Source organism: Knoellia sp. AC549 (assembly GCF_979258975.1).
Genome location: NZ_OZ409890.1, coordinates 834069 through 854784, shown reverse-complemented (window position 1 = coordinate 854784; position 20716 = coordinate 834069). Strand labels below are relative to the sequence as shown.

The window sequence follows — 20716 nt, the reverse complement described above, 5'->3', positions numbered from 1 at the left end:
CCGACGGACGCTGCCTGTGGGACGGCAGCGCCCTGCCGAGCACCCTCCAGGTCGCCGCCCTCCTGGCGACGCTCGCGGTGCTCGCCCTGATGTCGGTGCGACGCGTCGGCGTCATCGAGGTCGTCATGCTGCTCGCGTCCGCGAGCGGAGCCGCCGCCGTCGTTGCCTCGCGCGACCTCGGGACCTGGCTCATCACCCTCGAGCTGGCCACCCTCCCCGTCATCGCCCTCGTCGCCTGGCGCGAACGCCGGGCCGCGGCTCACGGCGCCCTCACCCTGCTCACCACGTCTTTGGTGTCCTTCGGGCTGCTCGTCCTCGGCACGGCGCTGTGGGTCACCGCCACTGGTGACCCGACCCTCACCGGCGAGTCCCTGGCGTCGGCCTGGGCCGTCCCGGAGCAGCGAGTCCTCGCCGGCCTGGCCACCGTCGTCCTCGTCGCCGGGCTCGCCTTCAAGCTTCTCGGCCGTGCCGTTCCACGCCTGGACCCCGACGACGCTCACCTCGGGTCCCCTCCCGGTCGCGGCGCTGCTCGCCTCGGCCTCGAAGCTCGCCGCCGTCGGCGCGCTCGTCGTCGTGCTGGCGCCCTACGACGCCGTCGTCGGGCTCGCAGAAGGCCCCCACGTCGTCGTCGCAGCCCTGACGACGCTCACCGTCGCCTCACTGCTCACCGGCACGGTCATGGCCCTGCGCCAGACCGAGGTCGTGCGCCTGCTCGCCTGGTCGACCGTCGCCCAGGCCGGCTGGATCCTGCTCCCGCTCACCGCCCTGTCCGTCACCGGCCGCCGGGCTGCCGCGGTCTACGCCCTCGTGTATGCCGTGGCCAGCCTGGTCGCCTTCGCGGCGGTCCGTGCCATCCACGGACCGCACGTCGAGGACGGACGGGAAGCTCACGGCATACCGGGGGCTGTTGCGTCGCGACCCCGTCGCCGGAGGGACGCTGGCACTGGCTTTGCTCGTCCTCGCCGGACTCCCGCCCGGGGTCATCGGGCTCGTGGCCAAGATCGTCGCGATCCGGCCGGTCGTCTCGGCGGGGCTGTGGCCGCTGGCGGTCGTGGCCGTCGTCGCGGCGGTCCTCGGCATCGCGGTCTATGTGCGCTGGTTCGCGGTGCTCTTCGGCGAGCCCGGGAGCGACGCACCGTCACGACCACGGAGGCGCCGGGCGAGCGTCGGCGTGGCCGTCGTCGGCGCCGCGATCCTCATCGCCGCGAGCGCCCTGCCGCAACTGCTCGTCGGGCTGGTCTCGTGAGGCCCGGTCGGGCCCGCCGAGGCCGTTTTCGGAACGATTCGTGCTCATTCGGACGTTGGGACTGACATGCACAACCACTTCAACGGCCTCAAGACGGCCGGCCTGTTCGGGCTCATCATGGCCCTGTTCCTCGGTCTCGGCTGGGTCGCCGCGAGCTACTTCGGCAACCCGAGCTTCATCCTCATCTTCGCGCTGTTCGGGGTGGCGATGACCTTCTACTCGTACTGGAACAGCGACAAGCTCGCGATCAAGGCGATGCACGCGTTCCCGGTGAGCGAGACCGAGGCCCCGGCCATGTATCGGATCGTCCGTGAGCTCTCCACCAAGGCCGGGCAGCCGATGCCCAGGCTCTACATCTCGCCGACCGAGGCGCCCAACGCGTTCGCGACCGGGCGCAACCCCCAGAACTCGGCCGTCTGCTGCACGCAAGGGATTCTCCAGCTCCTCGACGAGCGCGAGCTGCGGGGTGTCCTGGGGCACGAGCTCATGCACGTCTACAACCGCGACATCCTCACCGGCTCGGTGGCCGCCGCGATCGCCGGTGTCATCAGCAGCGTCGGCCAGATGCTGGCCTTCACCTCGATGTTCGGTGGCGGGAACCGCGACGACGACAACCCCGGTGGTGCCATGGCCGGACTCGCCATGGCGTTCATCGCCCCCATCGCCGCGATGTTCATCCAGCTCGCCATCACCCGCACCCGTGAGTACGACGCCGACGAGGACGGCGCCACGCTCACCGGCGACCCGTTGGCGCTCGCCTCCGCCCTGGCCAAGCTCGAGTCCGGGGTGTCCCGCGCACCGCTGGCCCCGACCAAGGACCTCGTCAACTCGAGCCACATGATGATCGCCAACCCGTTCCGGGCGCAGGACATCTCGAAGCTCATGGCCACGCACCCGCCGATGGCCGACCGCATCGCCCGTCTCCAGGCCATGGCAACCGGCTACCGCCCCAGCTGAGCAGTCGACCGGCCGACGAGCAGCAACCGAAGAGGCCGTCACCCGGAAGCGGGTGACGGCCTCTTCTGCTCTGTCTTCGATCAGCCCACGTGCGCGACGGCGTGACCGTCGGTGGCGAGCTCCTCGTGCTTGACGTTGAGGAGGATGACCGCGGCCAGGGCGCCGATGAAGATCATGCCCGCCGCGACCCAGAACCCCTGGGTCGTCGCGAAGGCCTGGATCTCGGCGCCGTACTGCTGCTGGAACGCCTGGGCGGCTGCCGCCTGCTCGGTCGGGTTGCTCGGGAGCGGCAGACCCTGTGCCTGTGCCTGCTCCATCGCCCGGGCCAGCAGCTCCTTGCCCCTGTCGGCGGCGGCACCGGTGAACACCGTGGACAGGGCGGCGATGCCGATCGCACCACCGATCTGCTGGGCGGTGTTCAGTGCGGACGCAGCCGCACCGGCATCGTTCGGACTGATCCGTGCCGTCGCGGTGAGGGTGAGCGGGATGAACAGGAACGCCATCCCGAACGACATCACGAGGATGCCGGGCAGCAGACCGCCGGCATAGGTGCTGTCGGCGTCCAACCGGGTGAAGAGCAGCATCCCGGCGGTGACGAGGAGACCGCCCGCACCGGCGATCCAGCGCGGGTCCACCCGGCTCAGCAGGTTCGACGCAATGGCGGCACCGACGCCGATGCCGATGCTGAAGGGCAGCAGCGAGAGCCCGGCCTTGACCGGTGAGTACCCGAGCACCTGCTGCAGGAACAGACCGATGAAGAAGAACATGGCGAACATGCCCGCACCCACCAGCAACATGGTGAAGAGGCTGGTCGCGCGGTTGCGGTCAGCGAGGATGCGCAACGGCAGCAGGGGGTGCTCGGCCCGGGCCTCGGCGAAGACGAAGGCCACGAGCAGGGCGAGTCCACCGATGAGGGGCAGCAGGGTCATGACATCTCCCCACGACGCATCCGGCTCGGCAGCATGCGAGAGGCCGTAGACGATCCCCAGCAGGCCGCCCGTTCCCAGGACGGCGCCGGGGAGGTCGAGCGTCGCGTCGTGACCGTCGGACTCGACGAGAACCCGCGGGGCGATGAACGCGATGAACAGGCCGATCGGGATGTTGACGAAGAAGGTCCACCGCCAGTCGACCTCGGTGAGGACGCCACCGAGGATGAGGCCGACCGCGGCACCGGCACCGGACATCGCGGCATACACCGCCATCGCGCGGTTGCGCTCCTTGCCCGCGGGGAACGTGGTGTTGATCAGTGCGAGCGCCGCGGGGGAGGCCAACGCCGCCCCAGCACCCTGGAGGGCCCGAGAGGCGAGCAGCAGAGGCTCGTTCGGCGCGAAGCCGCCGAGCAGTGAGGCGAGCGTGAACAGGACGACGCCCGCGACGAACATGCGTCGACGCCCGAAGAGGTCACCCAGGCGACCGCCGAGCAGCAGCAGACTGCCGAAGGCGAGCGCATAGGCGGTGACGACCCACTGGCGGTTGGCATCGCTGAACCCGAGGTCGGTCTGGATCTCGGGAAGGGCGATGGTGACGATGCTGGCGTCGAGGACGATCATGAGCTGCGCGGTGGCGATGACCACGAGGGCGAGCGCCAGGTTGCGGGGTGGAGGAGCCTTGCTCTTCTGCCCTTGGGCAGCGTCGAGCGGTGTCGTGGACATGGGTGTTCCTTCTCAGCGAGGGGGAGTGGTGCTCAGGTGTTGAGCGTGGCCTGACAGGCCGGTAGGAGGACGTCGTCGATGACCCCTCGCATGTAGGCCTCCGTGGGACCTTGCCCACGGACGAACGTGTGGTGCATGGCCAAGGCGGGAACGATGGCGGCCAGCAGCTCCAGGTCGGTGCTGGCGGCGATCTCGCCGCGCTGCTGAGCGCGGTGCAGGATGTCGCCGATCATCTTCTGACGCGGAGCCACGAACGACTTCTTGAACCTCTCGGTCAGCTCCGTGTCGCGATGCAGAGCCGGGATGACCGCGGTCATCAGATCCGGGAGGCGGCTGGTGAGCTCACCGTCCGTGCAGGCCAGGGCGTGCATGTCTCCGCGGAGCGTGCCGGTGTCGGGAGGGACGTCGTCGTCGCCGGGACACAGCTTCACGAGAGCGATGGCGCCCAGGACCAGGTCGGCCTTGGTCGGCCAACGCCGGTAGAGGGTGGCCTTGCTCGCCTTCACCTGGGCGGCGACCAAGTCGAACGTCAGCTTGTCGTAGCCCACGTCCTCCAGGACGTCCAGCACACCCTCGAGGATCTCTCCCTCGCGGTCGCCGGCGACTCGTGGGCGAACCCCAGCGGCTGTCGGCGTGATGTGCACTGCACTCCTTCAAGGTGGGTACGTCCGGTACGGAACGAGACCGTACGGAACGAAACTGTTTCGTACACCGGCAACGTAGACCCTCGTGCCCGGCGCCGTCAACTGGCTGAAGGACGGAGGCGGCGGCTGTGACACCATCGCTCAGTGCCATCACTGACTCGCGACGAAGCCCGGCAGCGGGCGCAGCTCATCACGGTGAACCGGATGGAGGTCGATCTCGACCTCGACAGGGGAAATGAACATTTCGGGTCCACGACTCGAATCCGGTTCTCCTGCAGCGTCCCCGGCGAGTCGACCTTTCTGGATCTGCGGTCGGTGTCAACCGGCTCGGTGACCCTCAACGGCGCCCCCATCGCACCCGAGGCCGTCGTCGACGGACGACTCCCGCTGACCGACCTGGCGGCCGACAACCTCGTCGAGGTCGTGGCGACGATGGCCTACTCGCGCGACGGCCAGGGGCTGCACCGCAGCACCGACCCGGCCGACGGCGAGGACTACGTCTACGGTCACCTCTTCCTCGACGCGGCGCCGACGGTGTTCGCCTGCTTCGACCAGCCCGACCTCAAGGCTCCGTATGCCGTGACCGTCCGTGCGCCGCAGGACTGCGTCGTCCTGGGCAACGGCCGAGCCACCCAGACGTCGCCCGGTCACTGGGAGCTCAGCGAGACCCTTCCTCTCGCAACGTATTTCGTCACCGTCTGCGTCGGGCCCTACGTCTCGGTGCACGACGAGCACGACGGCATACCGCTCGGGATCCACGCGCGCCGCAGCCTGCAGCGCGAGCTCGAGCACCATGCGCCGCAGATGTTCGAGGTGACGAAGCAGTCCTTCGACCACTACCACCGCACGTTCGGGATCCGCTACCCGTTCGGCGACTACGACCAGGTCTTCGTCCCCGAGTTCAACGCCGGCGCGATGGAGAACCCGGGCTGCGTGACCTTCCGCGACCCCATGCTCTATCGGGGAGCCGCGACCCGCGAGCAGATCCTCCAGCGCAGCAACACGATCGCGCACGAGATGGCCCACATGTGGTTCGGCGACCTCGTGACGATGCGCTGGTGGGACGACCTCTGGCTCAACGAGTCGTTCGCCGAGTTCATGGCCTACACCGCGACGAGTGCCGTCACCGAGTTCACCGACAGCTGGGTCGAGTTCGGGATCGCCCGCAAGCAGTGGGGGTATGCCGCGGAGCGGGCTCCGTCGACCCACCCGGTTGCCGGATCTCCTGCTCCCGATGCGCAGAGCGCCCTCGAGAACTTCGACGGCATCTCCTACGCTAAGGGCGCCTCCGTCCTCCGCCAGCTCGTCACGCACATGGGCGAGGAGGCATTCACGTCCGGGGTCACGGCCTACCTGCGCTCGCACGAGCACGGCAACGGTGAGCTGGCCGAGTTCCTCGCCGCGATGGAGGTCGCCCACGGCGCTCCGCTCGGCGAGTGGAGCCGCGCCTGGCTCGAGACGGCCGGCGTCGACGTCATCGCGCTCGACCGCGACGGGACGATGACGCGGACGACCCCCGAGGCCCACCCCGCCGACCGCCCGCACTCGCTCGACGTCGCCGGGTTCACCGACGGCGCCGAGGTGTTCCGCTCGTCGGTGACCCTCGACGCGCCCCGGGTCGAGGTCGCCGGTGTCGCCGAGGTCGCCCGCGACGTCGCACTGCTCGTGCCCAACGCAGGCGACCTCACCTGGGCCCAGATCGACCTCGACGAGGCCACGCTGGCAGCGCTGCCGGCCGGTCTCTCACGGGTCACAGACCCGATCGCCCGTTCCGTGCTCTGGGGAGCGGTGCTCACCGGCGTCTTCCGGTCCATCGTGGACCCGCGGGTGGCACTGGACGTCTTCACCGCGGCCTGGCCGCACGAGGACGACGTCGCCGTCATGTCGCGGGTCGCCCCGGCCTTCATCGACCGAATCGTGCCGCAGTTCGTGCCCACCGCCCTCGTCGAGGCTGCCGACGGACGCATCGCCGGTGCGGCGCTCATGGCCTTCCAGGGCGCTGAGGCCGGTTCGGACCGCGAGATCGTCGCGGCTCGGGTGCTGGCGTCGACCACCACCGACGAGGACCGGCTGCTCGCGTGGGTGGATGGCCGCAACCTCCCCGAGGGACTGGAGGGTGACGCCGACTTCCGCTGGATCGTCGTGCGCAGCCTCGCCCGTCTCGGCTTCGCCGACGATGCGCTCATCGCGCGCGTCGAGGCCGACGACACGACACTGTCCGGGCACCTCGCCGCACTGGGTGCGCGAGCCGCGCGACCCGGCATACCGGACAAGCAGTGGGCGTGGTCGGAGCTGACGCAGAACCGCGAACGCTCCAACTACGAGCTCAACGCCCTCGCCACCGGGTTCTGGTCGAGCGGGGCCCCCGAGGACCTGCGCCCGTATGCCGCCCGCTACGTCTCCGACATCCCTCGCCTGGCGGAGTGGGTCGGGGCAGATGCGCTGGACCACGTTGCGACACTTGCCTTCCCGGCGCGCGTGGTCGAGCCGGAGACCGTCGAGCTGGTGCGTGAGGCGATCGCCCGCCCGGACCTCACGGCCGGCGTGCGGCGCGCGATGGGCGACGAGCTGTCCAAGCTCGAGGAAGCGCTGCGCTCCCGCGCCCGCTGGGCCTGAACGCTTCTCACTCCCGACTTCGTGCCCCGTTGGGACACTCGCTGGCGCTCGCGTCCCCACGGGGCACGAAGTCGTGGTTCAGAGGCTGACGCGCGCCATGATCTGGTCGGCGTAGGCGCGCTCGCCGGCGGCGTTCGGGTGGATCGGGACGAAGTTGAGGGACCCGACGGCCGGCTCCACCCAGCGAACCCAGGGCAGCTGGCAGGCGTCCCGGCCTGCTGAGGGCGCCCACATGTCGACGAAGGTCGCACCGTTGTCGAGGGCGGCCTGCTTCACGGCGGCGTTGAGGGTCTGCTCGATGCCGTTGACATAGGGCACGTCACCCGAGGCGATCGGCATCGTCAGGTAGCAGCCCCTGGTCGGTGGGAGCACCTGCGGGTAGCCCGGCACGACGATCCTCGCGTTGGGCGCCTTCGCCTTGGCGTCGGCGATCGCCTTCCTCACGGCCGGATAGGTCTTGGTCGTGATCGTGGTGGTGAAGGTCGAGCCGTACCTGTTCTTGCAGGGGCTGCCCTGGCCGAGCGTGGACAGACCGGCGGTGATGCAGTTCTGGATCAGGCTCGAGAAGAGGCTGGAGTCGTTGCCGCCGATGCCGATCGTGACGAGTCGCGACTGGGCGGTCAGCGCGTCGAGCTGCGGGGGAGTGCCGGGGTACTGCGCGGTGTAGAAGTCGCCGGTGTCGGCGCCACCGCACGTCGCGTCCTTCAACGTACGGCCGGTGCGCTGCGCGATGAGATGGGGGTAGTTGACTGCCGACTGTGCGCACAGCGGGTTGGCCGTGGGGCTGAGGGGAAGCACCCCAGAGCCGGCCGAGAAGCTGTCACCAAGGGCGACATAGGGACCGGCGGGCACCCGCGCGCCGGGCTTGGCAGCCTGAGCGGGAGTGGTGAGGCCGAGAGCGACTGTGGCGGCGACGGCGCTGGCGAGGGCCGCGGTCCGCAGGGCTGGGCGACGCATCTGAACTCCGTTGTTCGATCCGACAGGGCCCACGTCGGCGTGGGTTACTGAAGCGTAACCACAATTGCCCTGACCCGCCACAGCCCACCAGTGGCCCTCAGGTTCGGGCGGCTGGGTTCGCACGACCTAGGGCCAGGGGAGCGCCATCACGTCAGCCGACGTCAGGGTGGGTTGGTGGCCGGGCCACTCCATCAGGAGCATCGTCGCGTCGTCGGTGAGGCGAGCTTCCTGATGCGCCAGCAGCGCGCGACCGACGCGGCGCATCGACTCCGCCGGCGAGAGGCTGGCAGCGATGCTGTGGGAGAGAAGGTCGGCGAGGCGTGCGACCCCGAAGTGGTCCCCGGACGGCGACCGTGCGTCGAGGACTCCGTCGGTGAGGAAGAGCACCTGGTCGCCGGGTTCGAGCTGTTCACTCTGGACGGGGTAGTGGTGGTGGGTGTCCGGGAGGCCCAGACCGAAGGGAAGTCCAGGGTCCACGGGCAGGGCGCGCACGACCTGGCCCGCGCGCAGAAGCAGGGGCGCGGGGTGACCCGCGCTGATCCACGACAGGCCACCGGTGCTCGTGCACAGCTCCGCCAGGATGGCCGTCGCGAAGCACTCGAGGAACCCCCGCTCGATGGCCCGGTCGATCGCTGCTGCGGTCTCCGTCAGGGAGCGTCCCGCGCGGCGGGCGTTGCGGTAGCTCTCGACGGCGAGTGCAGCGAGCTGGGCGCTCTGCAACCCGTGCCCCATGCCGTCGAAGACGCCGAGGCGGACGACGTCGGTGTCCACGGCATAGTCCACGGAGTCCCCAGCCACGTCGTAGGCCGGTTCCAGGACGGCCGCGACCGAGACCTCCCGCGAACCGAACGTCAGCGGGGGCAGCAACCCCCACTGCATCTCCGCCGCGAGGTCGACCTCGTTCGAGCGGCGGGCCATCACGATGCTGTCGCCATACCTCTTCTTGAGTGCGACGAGCTCGCCGACGAGGGCGGCAAGTCGCTGCAGCCAGGTGGCGAGCGCGGGATCAGGTTCGCCCACCGCGTCCGCGTCGTCGAGCACGACAGAGAGCACTCCGATCCGATCCGCGCTCTCGCACAGGGGCAGCCACATGGTGGTGCCCGACCCTTCCTCCGGTGAGGACGGCGCGACGAGGACGACGCTGTGCTGGTAGGCGCGGCCGGCGATCGTCGACTCGATGTCGAGCGGGGCGGGTTCAGGTTCCGCGCCGTCCACCACCGGTCCGTGGAACGGTGTCAGAGTCGTCTGCTGGAGGTCGACCAGATGGATGGTCGCATCGCGCACGCCGAGGAGCTGCGCGTGCTCGGTGACGATCCCTGGCAGCTCGTGCGGCCCGCAGAACCGGGCGGCCGCCGAGAGGGCGTCCAGGACCTGCTCGCCCGAGCTGAGACTCGTGGTGGGCGGTCCTGCCTCGTCGGGCGCGGTCACCGGGGCAACGTACCGCACGTGACGGCTCTCCCAGCGTGAGTCAAACCGCAGGACGCCCTGGGATCTCGTCGTCAGCGGTAGTTCGTGAACTGGAGCGCGACGTCGAGATCGGCGGCCAGGAGCATCCGCTGCACGGCCTGCAGGTCGTCGCGCGACTTGCTCGACACGCGCAGCTCGTCGCCCTGGATCTGGGACTTCACGCCCTTGGGTCCCTCGTCGCGGATCATCTTGTTGATCTTCTTCGCGTTCTCGGTGGAGATGCCCTGCTGGAGCGCGACGTCGAGCTTGTACTCCTTGCCGGACAGCCGCGGTCCGGACTCGGGGACGTCGAGGTGCTTGAGCGAGACCTTGCGCTTGACCAGCCACGACTGCACGACGTCGAGGACGGCGAGCACACGCTCCTCGGAGTTGGCCTGCATCGCAATGGACTCGCCGGAGAGCTCGACCGAGGCGCCGATGTTCTTGAAGTCGTAGCGGTTGGCGACCTCCTTTGCGGCGGCGTTGACCGCGTTGGCGATCTCCTGCTTGTCGTAGTTGCTGACGATGTCCATGGAGCTGTCGGCCACGGGTCCTCCTCGTTCGGGTGCCTCGCGCGTGGGTGGTCCATCGCGGTCTGCAGACACGGTTTCGTTGTTGGGACGTTGGCTTGCTATCCTTCCACGCGCACGGCAGGTTGCCCGAGCGGCCAATGGGAGTGGACTGTAAATCCATCGCGAAAGCTTCGAAGGTTCGAATCCTTCACCTGCCACCACGTGCACGAGGGCCCCTGAACCCGGCGTATGCCGGTCAGGGGCCTTCGTCATGCACCTCACCCCGTTGTCCGCCCGTCATGGGGTAGGCATGTCCTGACGAGAGGACGGTGCGCATGCCGGTGTGGGCGCAGGCAGGTCTGTGGGGTCTGCTCGCGGGCGGTGCGTTGGTGCTCGGTGCCGCGATCGCGTGGGTGGTCCACGTGCCGCAGCGGGTCGTCGCGACGATCATGGCGTTCGGCGCCGGGGTCCTCATCTCAGCGCTGTCGTTCGACCTCGTCGACGAGGCCGAGCAGACCGGCGGGCTCGTCCCGACTGCCGCGGGCTTCCTCACCGGAGCTGTCATCTATGTCGCGGCCAATGTCCTGCTGGCGAAGCGGGGAGCGCGCCACCGCAAGCGCTCGCACGAGATCCAGGGGTCGGAGGAGGACACGCCGGGCAGCGGCGGGGCCATCGCCGTCGGGGCACTGCTGGACGGCATACCCGAGTCGATCGTGCTCGGCCTGACCCTGCTCGAGGGTGGCGGCGTCGGCGTCGCGGTGTTCGCGGCGATCTTCCTGTCGAACCTCCCCGAGGGGTTGTCCAGCGCCGCGGGGATGAAGGCGTCACGCCGCAGCGCCCGCTACGTCTTCGGGGTGTGGGGCGGCATCGCCGTCGCCAGCGGGCTCGCCGGGCTCCTCGGCGTCCTCTTCCTCGAGGGCGCCTCCCCGACGACCGTCGCCGCGATCACCGCGCTCGCCGCCGGAGCCATCTTGGCCATGGTCGCCGACACCATGATTCCGGAAGCCTTCGAGAGGACCCATCTGTATGCCGGGCTGGCCGCCACTGTCGGTTTCCTCACCGCCTTCGTGATGGGACATGTCTAGAGCAGCCACGGGGTGAGGATTTGGCGCACCTCGGAGCTGGGGTGCAGTCGGCCGAGGACGAGGTTGACCTCCGGTCAGGTGGTGCCCGCCTTCGTTGACCCGGGCGGGCGATGTCGCCGCCGCGCCACCAGTGCGTTGATCCGCAGCCGGTTGTAGCGCTGGATGGCGATGAAGGGCAGGTTGACGAGGACGCCGTAGGCGACGAGCAGCACCGAGGCCAGCGGCGGGTTCCAGAGGATGAAGAGCGGGCTGCAGGCCATTGCCCACCAGTGTCCGAGCTCGGCGCGCCGGGTCTCCCGGACGAAGGCCTCGAGTCCGTCGTCGTCGAGAGTGCCGAGCTCTCGCTTGCTCACCCCGCCCGCGAAGAGGGCGCCGGCCTCGGGCAGCCGGTCCTTCCAGCGATGGATGCGCAGCCGGCGGCGATAGAAGCGCGCGTCCTCGAAGCCGCGTGCTCGCAGCACCCAGCCGTCCTCGGCCAGCCGGTGGGGCCCGAGCCGGTGCGCGAGGTATCCGGTGGTGGCGTGGAAGGCACCCCACGCCACGACGTCGATGACGACGATGACCGGGAGCGGCACCTGCTGCGCCAGCATCACGGGCTCCGGAGGCGTCGGCCCAGGGGCACGTGGCGACTGCGCCAGCGCACCGTGCCCAGCACGTGGGTGAGGAGGAGGGAGCGGACGAAGACGAGGCCGAAGACGGCCAGGGGCAGCGGGAAGAGGGCCCACGTCCACCAGCGGAAGGAGCCGATGCGACGCAGCTCGTGCCGGAGGTGCGCCGCTGTGACTGCCCACGCGACCAGCCAGACGGCCACGAGCGACCAGGACGCTGCGGTGGCGCCGGACAGCGCAGCGACGAGGGCCGAGGCGCTGCCACCGGCGACCGCGGCGTGGCACGCGACCCAGAGTGCGGCAGCCACGGACGAGCGGCGGTCGGCCTGGGTCGCACCGGAGGCGAAGTTCTTGGTCCACCCCTCGACCAGCTGCCGCAGGCCACCGGGATACATCCGCATCGCCACGGCCGAGCCACCGACGACGCACGACACGGGCAGGCCGGCCCTGCCGTAGGCGGCCGCGAGCTGCGCGTCGTCGAGGATCTCGGCGCGGATGCCCTCGTGACCACCGGCGGCCTCGTAGTCGTCCCGGGTCGTGAGCAGGCAGGGCCCGAACGCCATGGGGGTGGTCGGGGGGCGCCGGGCGAACAGCCCGCTGCCCATGAGCGAGACGAGGTTGAAGTAGCTCGACAGGTGCTCGTAGGCGTGCACGGGCCGGTGGTGGGGCTGGACGGACAGGAGACCCCGTTCCTGTGTGTGCAGATCCAGCAGGCCGGGCAACGCCCCTGCGGCCAGCACGGTGTCCGCGTCGAGGAAGAGCAGCAGGCGCCCGGTCGTCGCTCCGGCGCCGAGATGACAGGCCCACGACTTCCCGGTCCAGCCGTCAGGAGGTGCAGGAGCGGTGAGCACCCTCGCGCCGCCGGTCCGTGCCAGCTCTGCCGTGCCGTCGGAGGAGCCGTCGTCGACGACGAGCAGGTCCCGCAACGACGAGCGCGACGGCGCCAGCGACGCGAGCAGCGCAGTGATCGAGGCTGCCTCGTTGCGCGCGGGGACCACGATGGACAGCTCCGAGAGGTCGTGGTCGAGCACGCCTCCCGTGCCGGCAGTGCCCGACGCTCCCACGGTCGGGTCGCTCGCGAGGGCCCGCAGCCGGGCAAGCTGGTGACGGGCGAGCGCCACCATGGCCGCGACGAGGACCAGGGCCGTGAGGACGGCCGAGACCGACACGGCGCCGGACCACGACGAGGTGTCGTTCACGACCCGGTCCCACCGCGTCCACCGACGAGCAGGGTCATGCCGCCTCGCGGGTGCAGCGCCACCCTCGCCTCGGCGAACGGGCGGGTCCAGCCGGGCGGCGTCGTGAACCGGTGGCCCGCCAGCAGTCGGGTCAGGACGACGACCATCTCGGCGAGGGCGAACTCGCGGCCGATGCACAGGCGGGGTCCCGCCCCGAACGGGAGGTAGGCCCCGCGGTGGTCGGTGCCGTCGTGGAACCGGTTGGGGCGGAACGCGAGGGGGTCGTCCCACAGGCGGGGGTGCCGATGGAGCACCCATGGGCTGATGATCGCGAGCGTGCCGGCTGGCACCTCACGGCCACCGATGAGGTCGGCCGCCGAGGAGCGACGTGAGATGGCCCAGGCGGGCGGGAACAGCCGCAGGGCCTCGTCGACCACCGCTCGCGTCACGGGGGCGGCGGCTCCCGCGCCCATGATGGGCGGGGGTCCGGTGAGGCCGACGACCTCATCGTGGACCTCCTCCTGGATCGCGGGGTGCTCCGCGAGCAGCATGAGCGTCCACGTGAGGCCGGCGGCGACGGTCTCGTGCCCGGCGATGACCATCGTCACGAGCTCGTCGCGGATCTCGTCGTCGGTCAGGCCGCCGTCGAGGAGCAGACCGAGCAGGTCGTCACCCGAGTTGTCCTGCCCCGCCGTCGACCGGCGCCGTTCGGCGATGAGCAGGTGGGACAGGGCGTCGAACTCCTGTCGTGCCGCACGGATCCGACGGTTGAGCGGGGTGGGGGTCCGCGCCGGGATCGGCAGGATCGACCGGCCGGCTCTGACGACGAGCACCGCCGCGTCGCTCGTGGCGTCGAGCAGCCGCCCGGCATGGGGGGAGAGGTCGGACCCGAAGAGGGTGCGTCCCACGACGTCGAGGGCGAGCCGGGCGAGGAGGTGGGAGACCTCGACCTCCCGGGCGCCGCTGCTGGGTCCGGTGTCCCAGGCGCGCAACGCGTCGTCCGTCGCACCGACCACCTGCTCGCTCACGACGGCGAGCCGCTGGCGGTGGAAGGCGGGTGCGGCCGCGCGTCGGTGCGGCATCCACGAGGGCTCGGCGCTCGCCAGCAGGCCGTTGCCGGTGATCCGCCCCAGCGCGGCGTACTGGACGGTGTCCTTGGTCCACTGCCGGGCAGACGTCTGCAGGACGTGCCGGACGTCGACCGGGTCGGAGAGCAGGAGGGCCGGCACCCCCGGCACGGGGAAGGCAGCGACGTCCCCGAACTCGTCGCGCACCTCGCCGAGGAAGGTCAGCGGGTCGGCCCTCACCCTGTTGAACGCCTTGGCCATGTCGAGGGCGGTGGGCCCCGGGAAGGGACCCGTCGAGAGCGAGCTTGGCGACGGGGTGCTCATGACTCCTCGCCCCGTCCGGCATGGCGGCCGGGGCCGAGCCGCACCCACACCGCACAGGTCAGCAGCAGGAGGGCGAAGCCGAAACCGAGATCCTCGACCGGTGCGAAGACGAGGCGCCCGTCCCCGAAGGCGGTGATCCGCTCGCTGCCCACGATGACGTCACCGTCGTAGCGGACGATGCCCCGGCCGGTGAGCCATCCGTTGGTGAGGAGCTGGAAGCCCACGACGATGGCGTAGGAGAGCCACCAGGTGCTCGACGACGTCAGCCGGGTGCGCAGGACCCACCGGTCGAGGACGACGACGACGACGAGAGCGACCAGCGTCAGCGCGGTGTAGGTCACCAGGACTCCCGCTGCGGAGCCTCGGACCGACGACCCTGGGCCGAGGAGTCCTCAGAGGCAGGACGGATCCGTCCCCTCAGCTTCCGCACCGCCTCGTAGGTGAGGATCGCCGCCAGCGGGATGACGACGAAGAAGCCGACCTCCTCGAGCGGGATCCCGGCCACCCGCCACTGCAGCGTCTGGTCGGGGTCGAAGTCCCAGTGCCCCGCCCTGGTGGCCCAGAGGTCCCAGAGGAGGAAGGGGCCGGCGGCGAGCCCGATGGTGAGGGCGAGGCGGCGGACCTGCCGAAGCACGCCGAGGCCGAAGAACAGCTCGAGCGGGATCGTCCCGATGAGGCAGAAGGTGAGCATGGCGACGTAGGACCAGCTGGCGAGGGTCATGCCGACGACGCCTCCGGTGCCCCAGGGGTCAACGGCTCGGGAAGCGGTGTCGTGGAGCTGTCCCCCCGCACGGACTTGAGCATGACCTCGGCGCTGATGAGGCACATGGGCAGCCCGATGCCGGGGATGGTGGTCGACCCGGCGAAGTGCAGGCCGTCCACCCGGCCGGACGACACCCGTCCGCGCAGGAAGGCGCTCTGCTGCAACGTGTGCGCCGGGCCGAGGGCGCCACCGGACCAGGCGTTGAGGTCCTCGGCGAAGTCCTGCGGCCCGATGGTGCGGCGCACGACGACCCGCTCGGCGAGGTCGGGCGCGCCGGCCCAGGCGGCGATCTGCGCGATGGCCGCGTCGGCGATCTGCTCGACGGACGCATCGCCTCCACCGTCCTCGCCGCCGCGACCGATGCCGGGGTCGGCCGGCGTCGGGACGAGGACGAAGAGGTTCTCGCACCCTTCGGGGGCGACCGAGGGATCGGTGGCGGACGGACGGCATACATAGATCGATGCGGGGTCGGGCATCGGGTCACCGGAGCCGTGGAGGACGTCGAAGTGCTCCTGCCAGTCCGCGGTGAAGAACAGCGAGTGGTGCGCGAGCTCGGGCAGCAGGCCGCGGACACCGAGCATGACCAGCACGGCGCCGGGCCCGGGGTCCCGGCGCTCCCACCAGCCTTCCGAGTGCTCGCGCAGCTCGGGCGGGAGGAGCTCGGTCTCGACGTGGTGGAGGTCGGCGGCGGCCACGACCAGGTCCGCAGGTCGGAACGACTCGCCCTCGTCGCTGCACACGGTGACGCCGGTGACCGTGGCGCGCGTGCGTCCCCGGCCCCGGCCGGCCTCGGTGTCGATCGAGACTGCGGTCGACCCGGTGACGATGCGGACGCCTTCGCGCTCGGCCAGCTCGGCGAGCCGGTCGACGAGGCGGGCGAACCCGCCCTGCGGGTAGAACACGCCCTCGACGAGGTCGAGGTGGCTCATGAGGTGGTAGAGCGCCGGCGCCCGCCGCGGCGAGGAGCCGAGGAAGACGGCGGGGTAGCCGAGCACCTGACGCAGCCGCTGGTCGCGCACGTGCCCGGCGACGAAGGACTCCAGCGGCTGGGTGAGCAGCCGACCGAGCCGTCCCAGGCGCGCCATGACGTCGAGACGGACGAGTGGGCTGAAGGTCTCGAAGGTCGTGTAGAGGAAGCGCTGGACAGCGAGCTCGTAGGTCGAGTGGGCCGAGTCGAGGTAGCGCGCGATGGCCTTGCCGGCACCCGGCTCGACGCCCTCGAAGGTCGCCTCGACGGCCTCCCGTCCCGAACGCACCTCCAGGGGCGTCGGGTCGCCCTCGAAGAAGACGCGGTATGCCGGGTCGAGCCGGACGAGGTCGAGCTCGGCCTCCGCGGTGGTCCCGAGGAGGCGGAAGTAGTGGTCGAAGACCTCGTTCATGAGCCACCACGAGGGGCCGGTGTCGAACGTGAAGCCGTCACGGGACCACCGGCCGGCCCGACCACCGACGACCTCGCCCTGGTCGTGCAGCTCGACGTCGTAGCCGTCGCGGGCGAGCAGGGCCGCGGACGCCAGGCCGCTCACGCCTCCGCCGATGACGACGGCCCTGCGACGCGGGCTCACGGGGCGAGCCCGCGGACGATGGACACCATGGCGACCCGGTTCTTCACGGATGTCGGGACGCGCACCCGGTGCTGCATGATCACGGACGCAGGGGTTGCGCGCAGGCGGCGGGACAGCTCGTGGAAGAGGGAGTGCGCGGCCGTCACGGCCACGCGGCTGCTGCGGGGGAGAGCCGCCATCGACTCCCTGGACGCGTCGAGGTCGGCGTCGATGTCGTCGAGGATGCGGTGCTTGTCAGCCTCGGTCAGCGCACTCGGGTCGACTCCGGGGAAGTAGCGCCGACCGCGCTCGTTGAAGTCCTCGCCCAGGTCCCTGAGGAAGTTGACCTTCTGGAAGGCCGCACCCAGCCGACGAGCACCTGTTTCGAGTCCGGCCAGGTCCTGCGGCGTCGGGTGGCTCGCGGTGGCGCCCCCGCCGGAGCTGTCGTCGAGCAGGAAGGCGCGCAGGCACATGAGTCCGACCACCTCGGCCGAACCGTAGACGTAGTCGACGAAGCTCGCCTCGTCGTGCTCCATGACCGTGAGGTCGGCCCGCATCGAGCGGAGGAAGGGGGCGATGAAGCTCGTTGTCGATCCCGCACCGGCGCGCGGTGCCGGCGAAGGCGTGCACCACGAGGTTGGGGCTGTAGCCGTCGACCAGCGCCTCGGTGGTCTCGGCCTCGAGCCGGTCCAGTGCGGCGGCGGCCCGGTCGGGCTGAGCGACCCCGATGGGACCGTCGACGATCTCGTCGGCGAGTCTCACGAAGGCGTAGACGTCACGGATCCGGCTCCGGACGGGCTCCCTGAGCAGGCGCGAAGCCAGACCGAAGGACGACGAGTAGGTCCGGATCACCACGGCCGAGGCCTCGCGGGCGACCGCGTCGTACTGCTGCTGCTCTGCCGACGCCCACTGGGTCGCGCCGTCCCTCCTGCGACGTCCGGTCCTCACGCGGCGCTCTCGAGGATCTCGTCACTGAGGAGGGTCAGCTCGGCCACGAGCTCGGGCGGCAGCCCCGACTCCCGGGCGATGCGCAGTCCCTCATGGAGGTGGTCCTGCGCCAGCCGCGCGACGAACTGCCTCGATCCCGACTCCTCGAGCAGGAGCCGGACGACCCGGGCCGTGTTGTCGTTGAGCTCCTGGTCGCCGACGTGGGGTGCGATGTGCGGCCAGGCCTCGGTGCCACGGGCGTGGACGATGAGGGTGGTGAGCTTGCCCTCGCGCAGGTCGCCGAGGGCGCTCTCGCCGGTGGCCGACTCCTCACCGAAGACGCCGCGCAGGTCATCGACGAGCTGGAAGCCGACGCCTATGAGCCGCCCGACGGCACCCAGCGGCTCGAGGGCGTGCTCGGGAGCACCGGCGAGGAGGGCGCCCGCCTGCAGGGGCAGCTGGAACGAGTAGACGGCGGTCTTGTGCTGCTGCATCGTCACGACGTCCTCCACCGCCACGTCGTGCGACTCGCACACGCTGAGAAGGACGTCGTCGAGCTCGCCGGCGGCGGTGACGGCGATGGAGTGGTCGAGGAGGTCTAGCAGTCGCTCGGTCACCGGCCTGCCGGCGCCGCAGAGGGCGATGCCGCGGATGGCCCCGGCGAGCGCGAGGTCACCGGCCAGGACACCGGCGGCCACCCCGGCGGTCAGGCAGCCGTCCAGCGAGGCCCCTCGCTCGGCGGCCCGCTCGACGAAGGTCCCCGAGACGTTGTGGCTGCCCCGGCGGACGAGGTCGCGGTCGATGACGTCGTCGTGGATGACGAACGCCGTGTGCAGCAGCTCGAGGGCCGCGGCCACCCGGACGGCGACGTCGTGGTCGGCGCCGCCGTAGCAGCGGTGGGCCGTCAACAGCAGCTCGGGACGTACGCGCTTGCCTCCGGCGGAGCACCGACCGAGGGCCGACCACATCTCGTGGAAGTCGAGCCCCAGCGACCGCGCACGGCTCCCACCCGCATCGACCCATCGGTCGAGCTCCTCGTCCAGCGCGGGGGTCTGACGGCGGGCCATACCAGAAAGTACCCTGCTGGCCTTGGGTCAGACCGAGTGGCTCGGCGCGGTGGTCGGCGCCGCTTGCGTGGGCGCTCGGTCGCGTGCCTCGCGGCGGCGGCTCAGCCCTCGCGCGACGACGACGGCGACGGCAGCCCCGAGCCACCCGGCAACGACGTCGACGACGTAGTGCTCCCCCGTGTAGACGAGGGTCCACGCCATCACGACGGCATACGCGCAGGTCAGGACTCGCACCCACCACCGTGCACCCCGCCAGAGGAAGAAGGCCATGAGGGCCGGCACGGCGGCGTGCAGCGAGGGCATCGCGGCCACGGGGTTGCTGTCGCCCTGGAGACTCTCGAGTGCCGTGCCGACCGGCTCGAGGTGGAGGCCGGCCCATCCGTCCGCGGAGATGCGCTGGACGGAGCCGATGACCTCGAGCTGCGCGGCCAGCCAGGGTGGGCTCGCCGGGAAGATGACGTAGACGGCGATCGACGCGAGCGTCATGACGAGCACGGCGGTGATCCACCCGGCGAACCGCCTGCGGGCCAGGAACCAGATGCCCGCGGTCGCCACCGGCAGCGCCATGTAGTGCGTCACGTAGACGAGCGAGGCGAGCACGTCGTACCACTGCGGGTCGGGCCGCAGGAGCAGCTCCTGGAGCCGGACCGACGGCACCTCGCCGAAGACCCTGCGGTCCGCTGCGGCCGGCCAGATGATCTGGAGGCCGGCGCCGAGCCGGTTGACCTGGCCCTCGTCGAGGGTTCCCCGGGAGAGCGGCGCACTGACCCACTGGGCGAACGCATAGGCCACGAGGATGAGGGACAGCGGGGAGAGGGCGATGAGGGCTGCGCCCAGCCGGGGCGTTCGGACGCAGTAGTCCCCCGATCAGGAGCGACGTCGGTGGTCGGGCGAACGTCGTCGACCAGGGGATCCATGGCACCAGTCTGCGATGGCGCCAGGCGTCAGTGCGCCTGCGGGTCCAGGATCTGGCGGACCTCGTCACCCGACTGGAGCCGGTCCAGTGCGAGGTTGAGGTCGTCGAGCGGCACCGCTCGTGAGGTGACGAGCGCGTCAGCGGGAAGCAACCCGGCGGCATACAGGTCGAAGAGGCGCGGCAGGTCGCGGCGCGGGACCGAGGAGCCCATGTAGGAGCCGAGGATCGACTTCTCCTCCGCCACCAGCGACGTGATGGGCACGCCGATCTCGTGGCGTGGATGAGGAAGGCCGGCGACGACGACTCGTCCACCGACCCGCGTTGCGGCGTATGCCGTGGACAGTGCCGCTGGGTGCCCCGCGGCCTCGATCGCCACGGCGACACCGCCATGGGTGAGGTCGCGGATCTGCTCGATGGCGTCGTCACCGGCCAGGACGCCGTGGGTCGCGCCCACGTCCTTGGCGGATGCCAGCTTCGCCTCGACCGTGTCGACGGCGATGACGGGGTGGGCGCCAGCGAGGGCCGCCGCCATGACCGCCGAGATGCCGACGCCGCCCAGCCCGACGACCGCGACGGCCTCGCCCGGCCGCACGACGGCGGTGTTGAGGACGGCGCCGGCCCCGGTGAGGACGGCGCACCCGAAGACGGCAGCGGTCTCGAGAGGCACGTCGTCGGGCACCGGGACGAGCGACCGCGGTGAGACGACCGTCAGCTGCGCAAAGGCCGAGACGCCCAGGTGGTGGTGGAGCTCGGCGCCTGAGGCGTCGCTGAAGGGGCGACGGCCCGTCACGAGGCGTGCTTCGCGGTTGGCCGCCTGCGCGTCGGCGCAGCGCACGGGGTGTCCGCCGGCGCAGTCCGCGCAGTGTCCGCACGAGGGCACGTAGGAGCAGACGACCCGATCGCCGGCGGCGACGCCGGTGACCCCGGGACCAACCTCATCGACCACACCTGCGGCCTCGTGGCCGAGGACCATCGGCAGCGGCCGCGGGCGGTCGCCGTTGACGACCGAGAGGTCCGAGTGGCACAGGCCGGCCGCCGTGATCCTGACGAGGACCTCACCCGGACCCGGCCCTTCGAGGGTGACCTCCTCGATCGAGAGCGGTGCCGAGTCGGCGAACGGCTGGTCGGTGGTCGTGTGGCGCAGGACCGCCGCTCTCGTCGTGATGCTCATGCGCCCACTCTCCCCGACTCCTCCGGCTGGCGCAGTGTG

Annotated in this window: 19 protein-coding genes, 1 tRNA gene and 2 pseudogenes; 6 read left to right on the top strand and 16 right to left on the bottom strand. The window is 70.9% G+C overall.

Going from position 1 to position 20716, the window contains the following annotated elements:
- Nucleotides 1-345: 345 nt before the first annotated feature.
- From ACZZ98_RS04140 to htpX, 3 genes and pseudogenes are all read left to right on the top strand, one after another.
- A pseudogene (locus tag ACZZ98_RS04140) lies at nt 346-798 on the top strand (proton-conducting transporter transmembrane domain-containing protein); the annotation flags it as partial.
- A 49-nt stretch (nt 799-847) separates the two neighbouring features.
- The gene (locus ACZZ98_RS04135) at nt 848-1246 is read left to right on the top strand and encodes a proton-conducting transporter transmembrane domain-containing protein (RefSeq protein ID WP_463515058.1); all 399 of its coding nucleotides are present in this window, start codon (nt 848-850) and stop codon (nt 1244-1246) included.
- Nucleotides 1247-1312: 66 nt separating this feature from the next.
- Nucleotides 1313-2203 carry a zinc metalloprotease HtpX gene (gene htpX, locus ACZZ98_RS04130; RefSeq protein ID WP_463515057.1) on the top strand — a complete coding sequence of 297 codons (891 nt, stop codon included), beginning with the start codon at nt 1313-1315 and terminating at the stop codon, nt 2201-2203.
- A gap of 80 nt (nt 2204-2283) precedes the next feature.
- Here htpX and ACZZ98_RS04125 read toward each other — a convergent pair whose 3' ends face one another.
- Together ACZZ98_RS04125 and ACZZ98_RS04120 are read right to left on the bottom strand one after the other, a co-directional pair.
- Complete coding sequence (locus ACZZ98_RS04125; RefSeq protein WP_463515056.1) at nt 2284-3855, bottom strand: MFS transporter; 1572 nt, start codon at nt 3853-3855, stop codon at nt 2284-2286.
- A 32-nt stretch (nt 3856-3887) separates the two neighbouring features.
- Nucleotides 3888-4499 (bottom strand): TetR/AcrR family transcriptional regulator, encoded by a 612-nt coding sequence (locus ACZZ98_RS04120; protein ID WP_463515055.1) that lies wholly within the window; start codon nt 4497-4499, stop codon nt 3888-3890.
- 144 nt (nt 4500-4643) lie between these two features.
- On the opposite strand from ACZZ98_RS04120, the gene pepN reads away from it, so the two are divergent.
- Nucleotides 4644-7115 (top strand): aminopeptidase N, encoded by a 2472-nt coding sequence (pepN, locus tag ACZZ98_RS04115; protein WP_463515054.1) that lies wholly within the window; start codon nt 4644-4646, stop codon nt 7113-7115.
- A gap of 78 nt (nt 7116-7193) precedes the next feature.
- Here the strand turns inward: pepN and ACZZ98_RS04110 are convergent, their stop codons facing one another.
- From ACZZ98_RS04110 to ACZZ98_RS04100, 3 genes are all read right to left on the bottom strand, one after another.
- On the bottom strand, nt 7194-8072 hold the full coding sequence (locus tag ACZZ98_RS04110; protein WP_463515053.1) for an SGNH/GDSL hydrolase family protein: 879 nt from the start codon (nt 8070-8072) through the stop codon (nt 7194-7196).
- A gap of 126 nt (nt 8073-8198) precedes the next feature.
- Entirely contained in the window at nt 8199-9500 is a 1302-nt protein-coding gene (locus tag ACZZ98_RS04105) for a PP2C family protein-serine/threonine phosphatase (protein ID WP_463515052.1), read from the bottom strand.
- Nucleotides 9501-9571: 71 nt separating this feature from the next.
- Nucleotides 9572-10066 (bottom strand): YajQ family cyclic di-GMP-binding protein, encoded by a 495-nt coding sequence (locus ACZZ98_RS04100; protein ID WP_463515051.1) that lies wholly within the window; start codon nt 10064-10066, stop codon nt 9572-9574.
- A 101-nt stretch (nt 10067-10167) separates the two neighbouring features.
- Here ACZZ98_RS04100 and ACZZ98_RS04095 point away from each other — a divergent pair.
- Both ACZZ98_RS04095 and ACZZ98_RS04090 read left to right on the top strand, forming a co-directional pair.
- A tRNA-Tyr gene (locus tag ACZZ98_RS04095) sits at nt 10168-10251 on the top strand.
- 114 nt (nt 10252-10365) lie between these two features.
- Nucleotides 10366-11115, top strand: coding sequence for a ZIP family metal transporter (locus tag ACZZ98_RS04090; RefSeq protein WP_463517716.1), 750 nt, complete (start codon nt 10366-10368; stop codon nt 11113-11115).
- A 74-nt stretch (nt 11116-11189) separates the two neighbouring features.
- On the opposite strand, the gene ACZZ98_RS04085 is transcribed toward ACZZ98_RS04090, so the two are convergent.
- From ACZZ98_RS04085 to ACZZ98_RS04035, 11 genes and pseudogenes are all read right to left on the bottom strand, one after another.
- Nucleotides 11190-11705: a glycosyl-4,4'-diaponeurosporenoate acyltransferase CrtO family protein gene (locus ACZZ98_RS04085; protein WP_463515050.1), complete on the bottom strand. Its 516-nt coding sequence runs from the start codon at nt 11703-11705 to the stop codon at nt 11190-11192.
- The gene (locus tag ACZZ98_RS04080) at nt 11705-12922 is read right to left on the bottom strand and encodes a glycosyltransferase (protein ID WP_463515049.1); all 1218 of its coding nucleotides are present in this window, start codon (nt 12920-12922) and stop codon (nt 11705-11707) included. The genes ACZZ98_RS04085 and ACZZ98_RS04080 overlap by 1 nt, the downstream gene beginning before the upstream one ends.
- A complete protein-coding gene (locus tag ACZZ98_RS04075; RefSeq protein WP_463515048.1) occupies nt 12919-14292 on the bottom strand; it encodes a cytochrome P450 in 1374 nt (457 codons plus the stop codon). Before ACZZ98_RS04075 ends, ACZZ98_RS04080 begins: the two co-directional genes overlap by 4 nt.
- Nucleotides 14289-14633 (bottom strand): lycopene cyclase domain-containing protein, encoded by a 345-nt coding sequence (locus ACZZ98_RS04070; protein ID WP_463515047.1) that lies wholly within the window; start codon nt 14631-14633, stop codon nt 14289-14291. The genes ACZZ98_RS04075 and ACZZ98_RS04070 overlap by 4 nt, the downstream gene beginning before the upstream one ends.
- Nucleotides 14630-15013 carry a lycopene cyclase domain-containing protein gene (locus ACZZ98_RS04065; protein ID WP_463515046.1) on the bottom strand — a complete coding sequence of 128 codons (384 nt, stop codon included), beginning with the start codon at nt 15011-15013 and terminating at the stop codon, nt 14630-14632. The genes ACZZ98_RS04070 and ACZZ98_RS04065 overlap by 4 nt, the downstream gene beginning before the upstream one ends.
- Nucleotides 15010-16617: a phytoene desaturase family protein gene (gene crtI / locus ACZZ98_RS04060; protein ID WP_463515045.1), complete on the bottom strand. Its 1608-nt coding sequence runs from the start codon at nt 16615-16617 to the stop codon at nt 15010-15012. Before crtI ends, ACZZ98_RS04065 begins: the two co-directional genes overlap by 4 nt.
- Nucleotides 16614-17153 carry a phytoene/squalene synthase family protein gene (locus tag ACZZ98_RS04055; RefSeq protein WP_463515044.1) on the bottom strand — a complete coding sequence of 180 codons (540 nt, stop codon included), beginning with the start codon at nt 17151-17153 and terminating at the stop codon, nt 16614-16616. Before ACZZ98_RS04055 ends, crtI begins: the two co-directional genes overlap by 4 nt.
- An 82-nt stretch (nt 17154-17235) precedes the next feature.
- A pseudogene (locus tag ACZZ98_RS04050) lies at nt 17236-17448 on the bottom strand (squalene/phytoene synthase family protein); the annotation flags it as partial.
- Nucleotides 17449-17540: 92 nt separating this feature from the next.
- Nucleotides 17541-18590, bottom strand: coding sequence for a polyprenyl synthetase family protein (locus ACZZ98_RS04045; RefSeq protein ID WP_463515043.1), 1050 nt, complete (start codon nt 18588-18590; stop codon nt 17541-17543).
- 27 nt (nt 18591-18617) lie between these two features.
- On the bottom strand, nt 18618-19382 hold the full coding sequence (locus ACZZ98_RS04040) for a phosphatase PAP2 family protein (protein ID WP_463515042.1): 765 nt from the start codon (nt 19380-19382) through the stop codon (nt 18618-18620).
- 152 nt (nt 19383-19534) lie between these two features.
- The gene (locus ACZZ98_RS04035; protein ID WP_463515041.1) at nt 19535-20677 is read right to left on the bottom strand and encodes a zinc-binding dehydrogenase; all 1143 of its coding nucleotides are present in this window, start codon (nt 20675-20677) and stop codon (nt 19535-19537) included.
- Between the last annotated feature and the right edge of the window lie 39 nt (nt 20678-20716).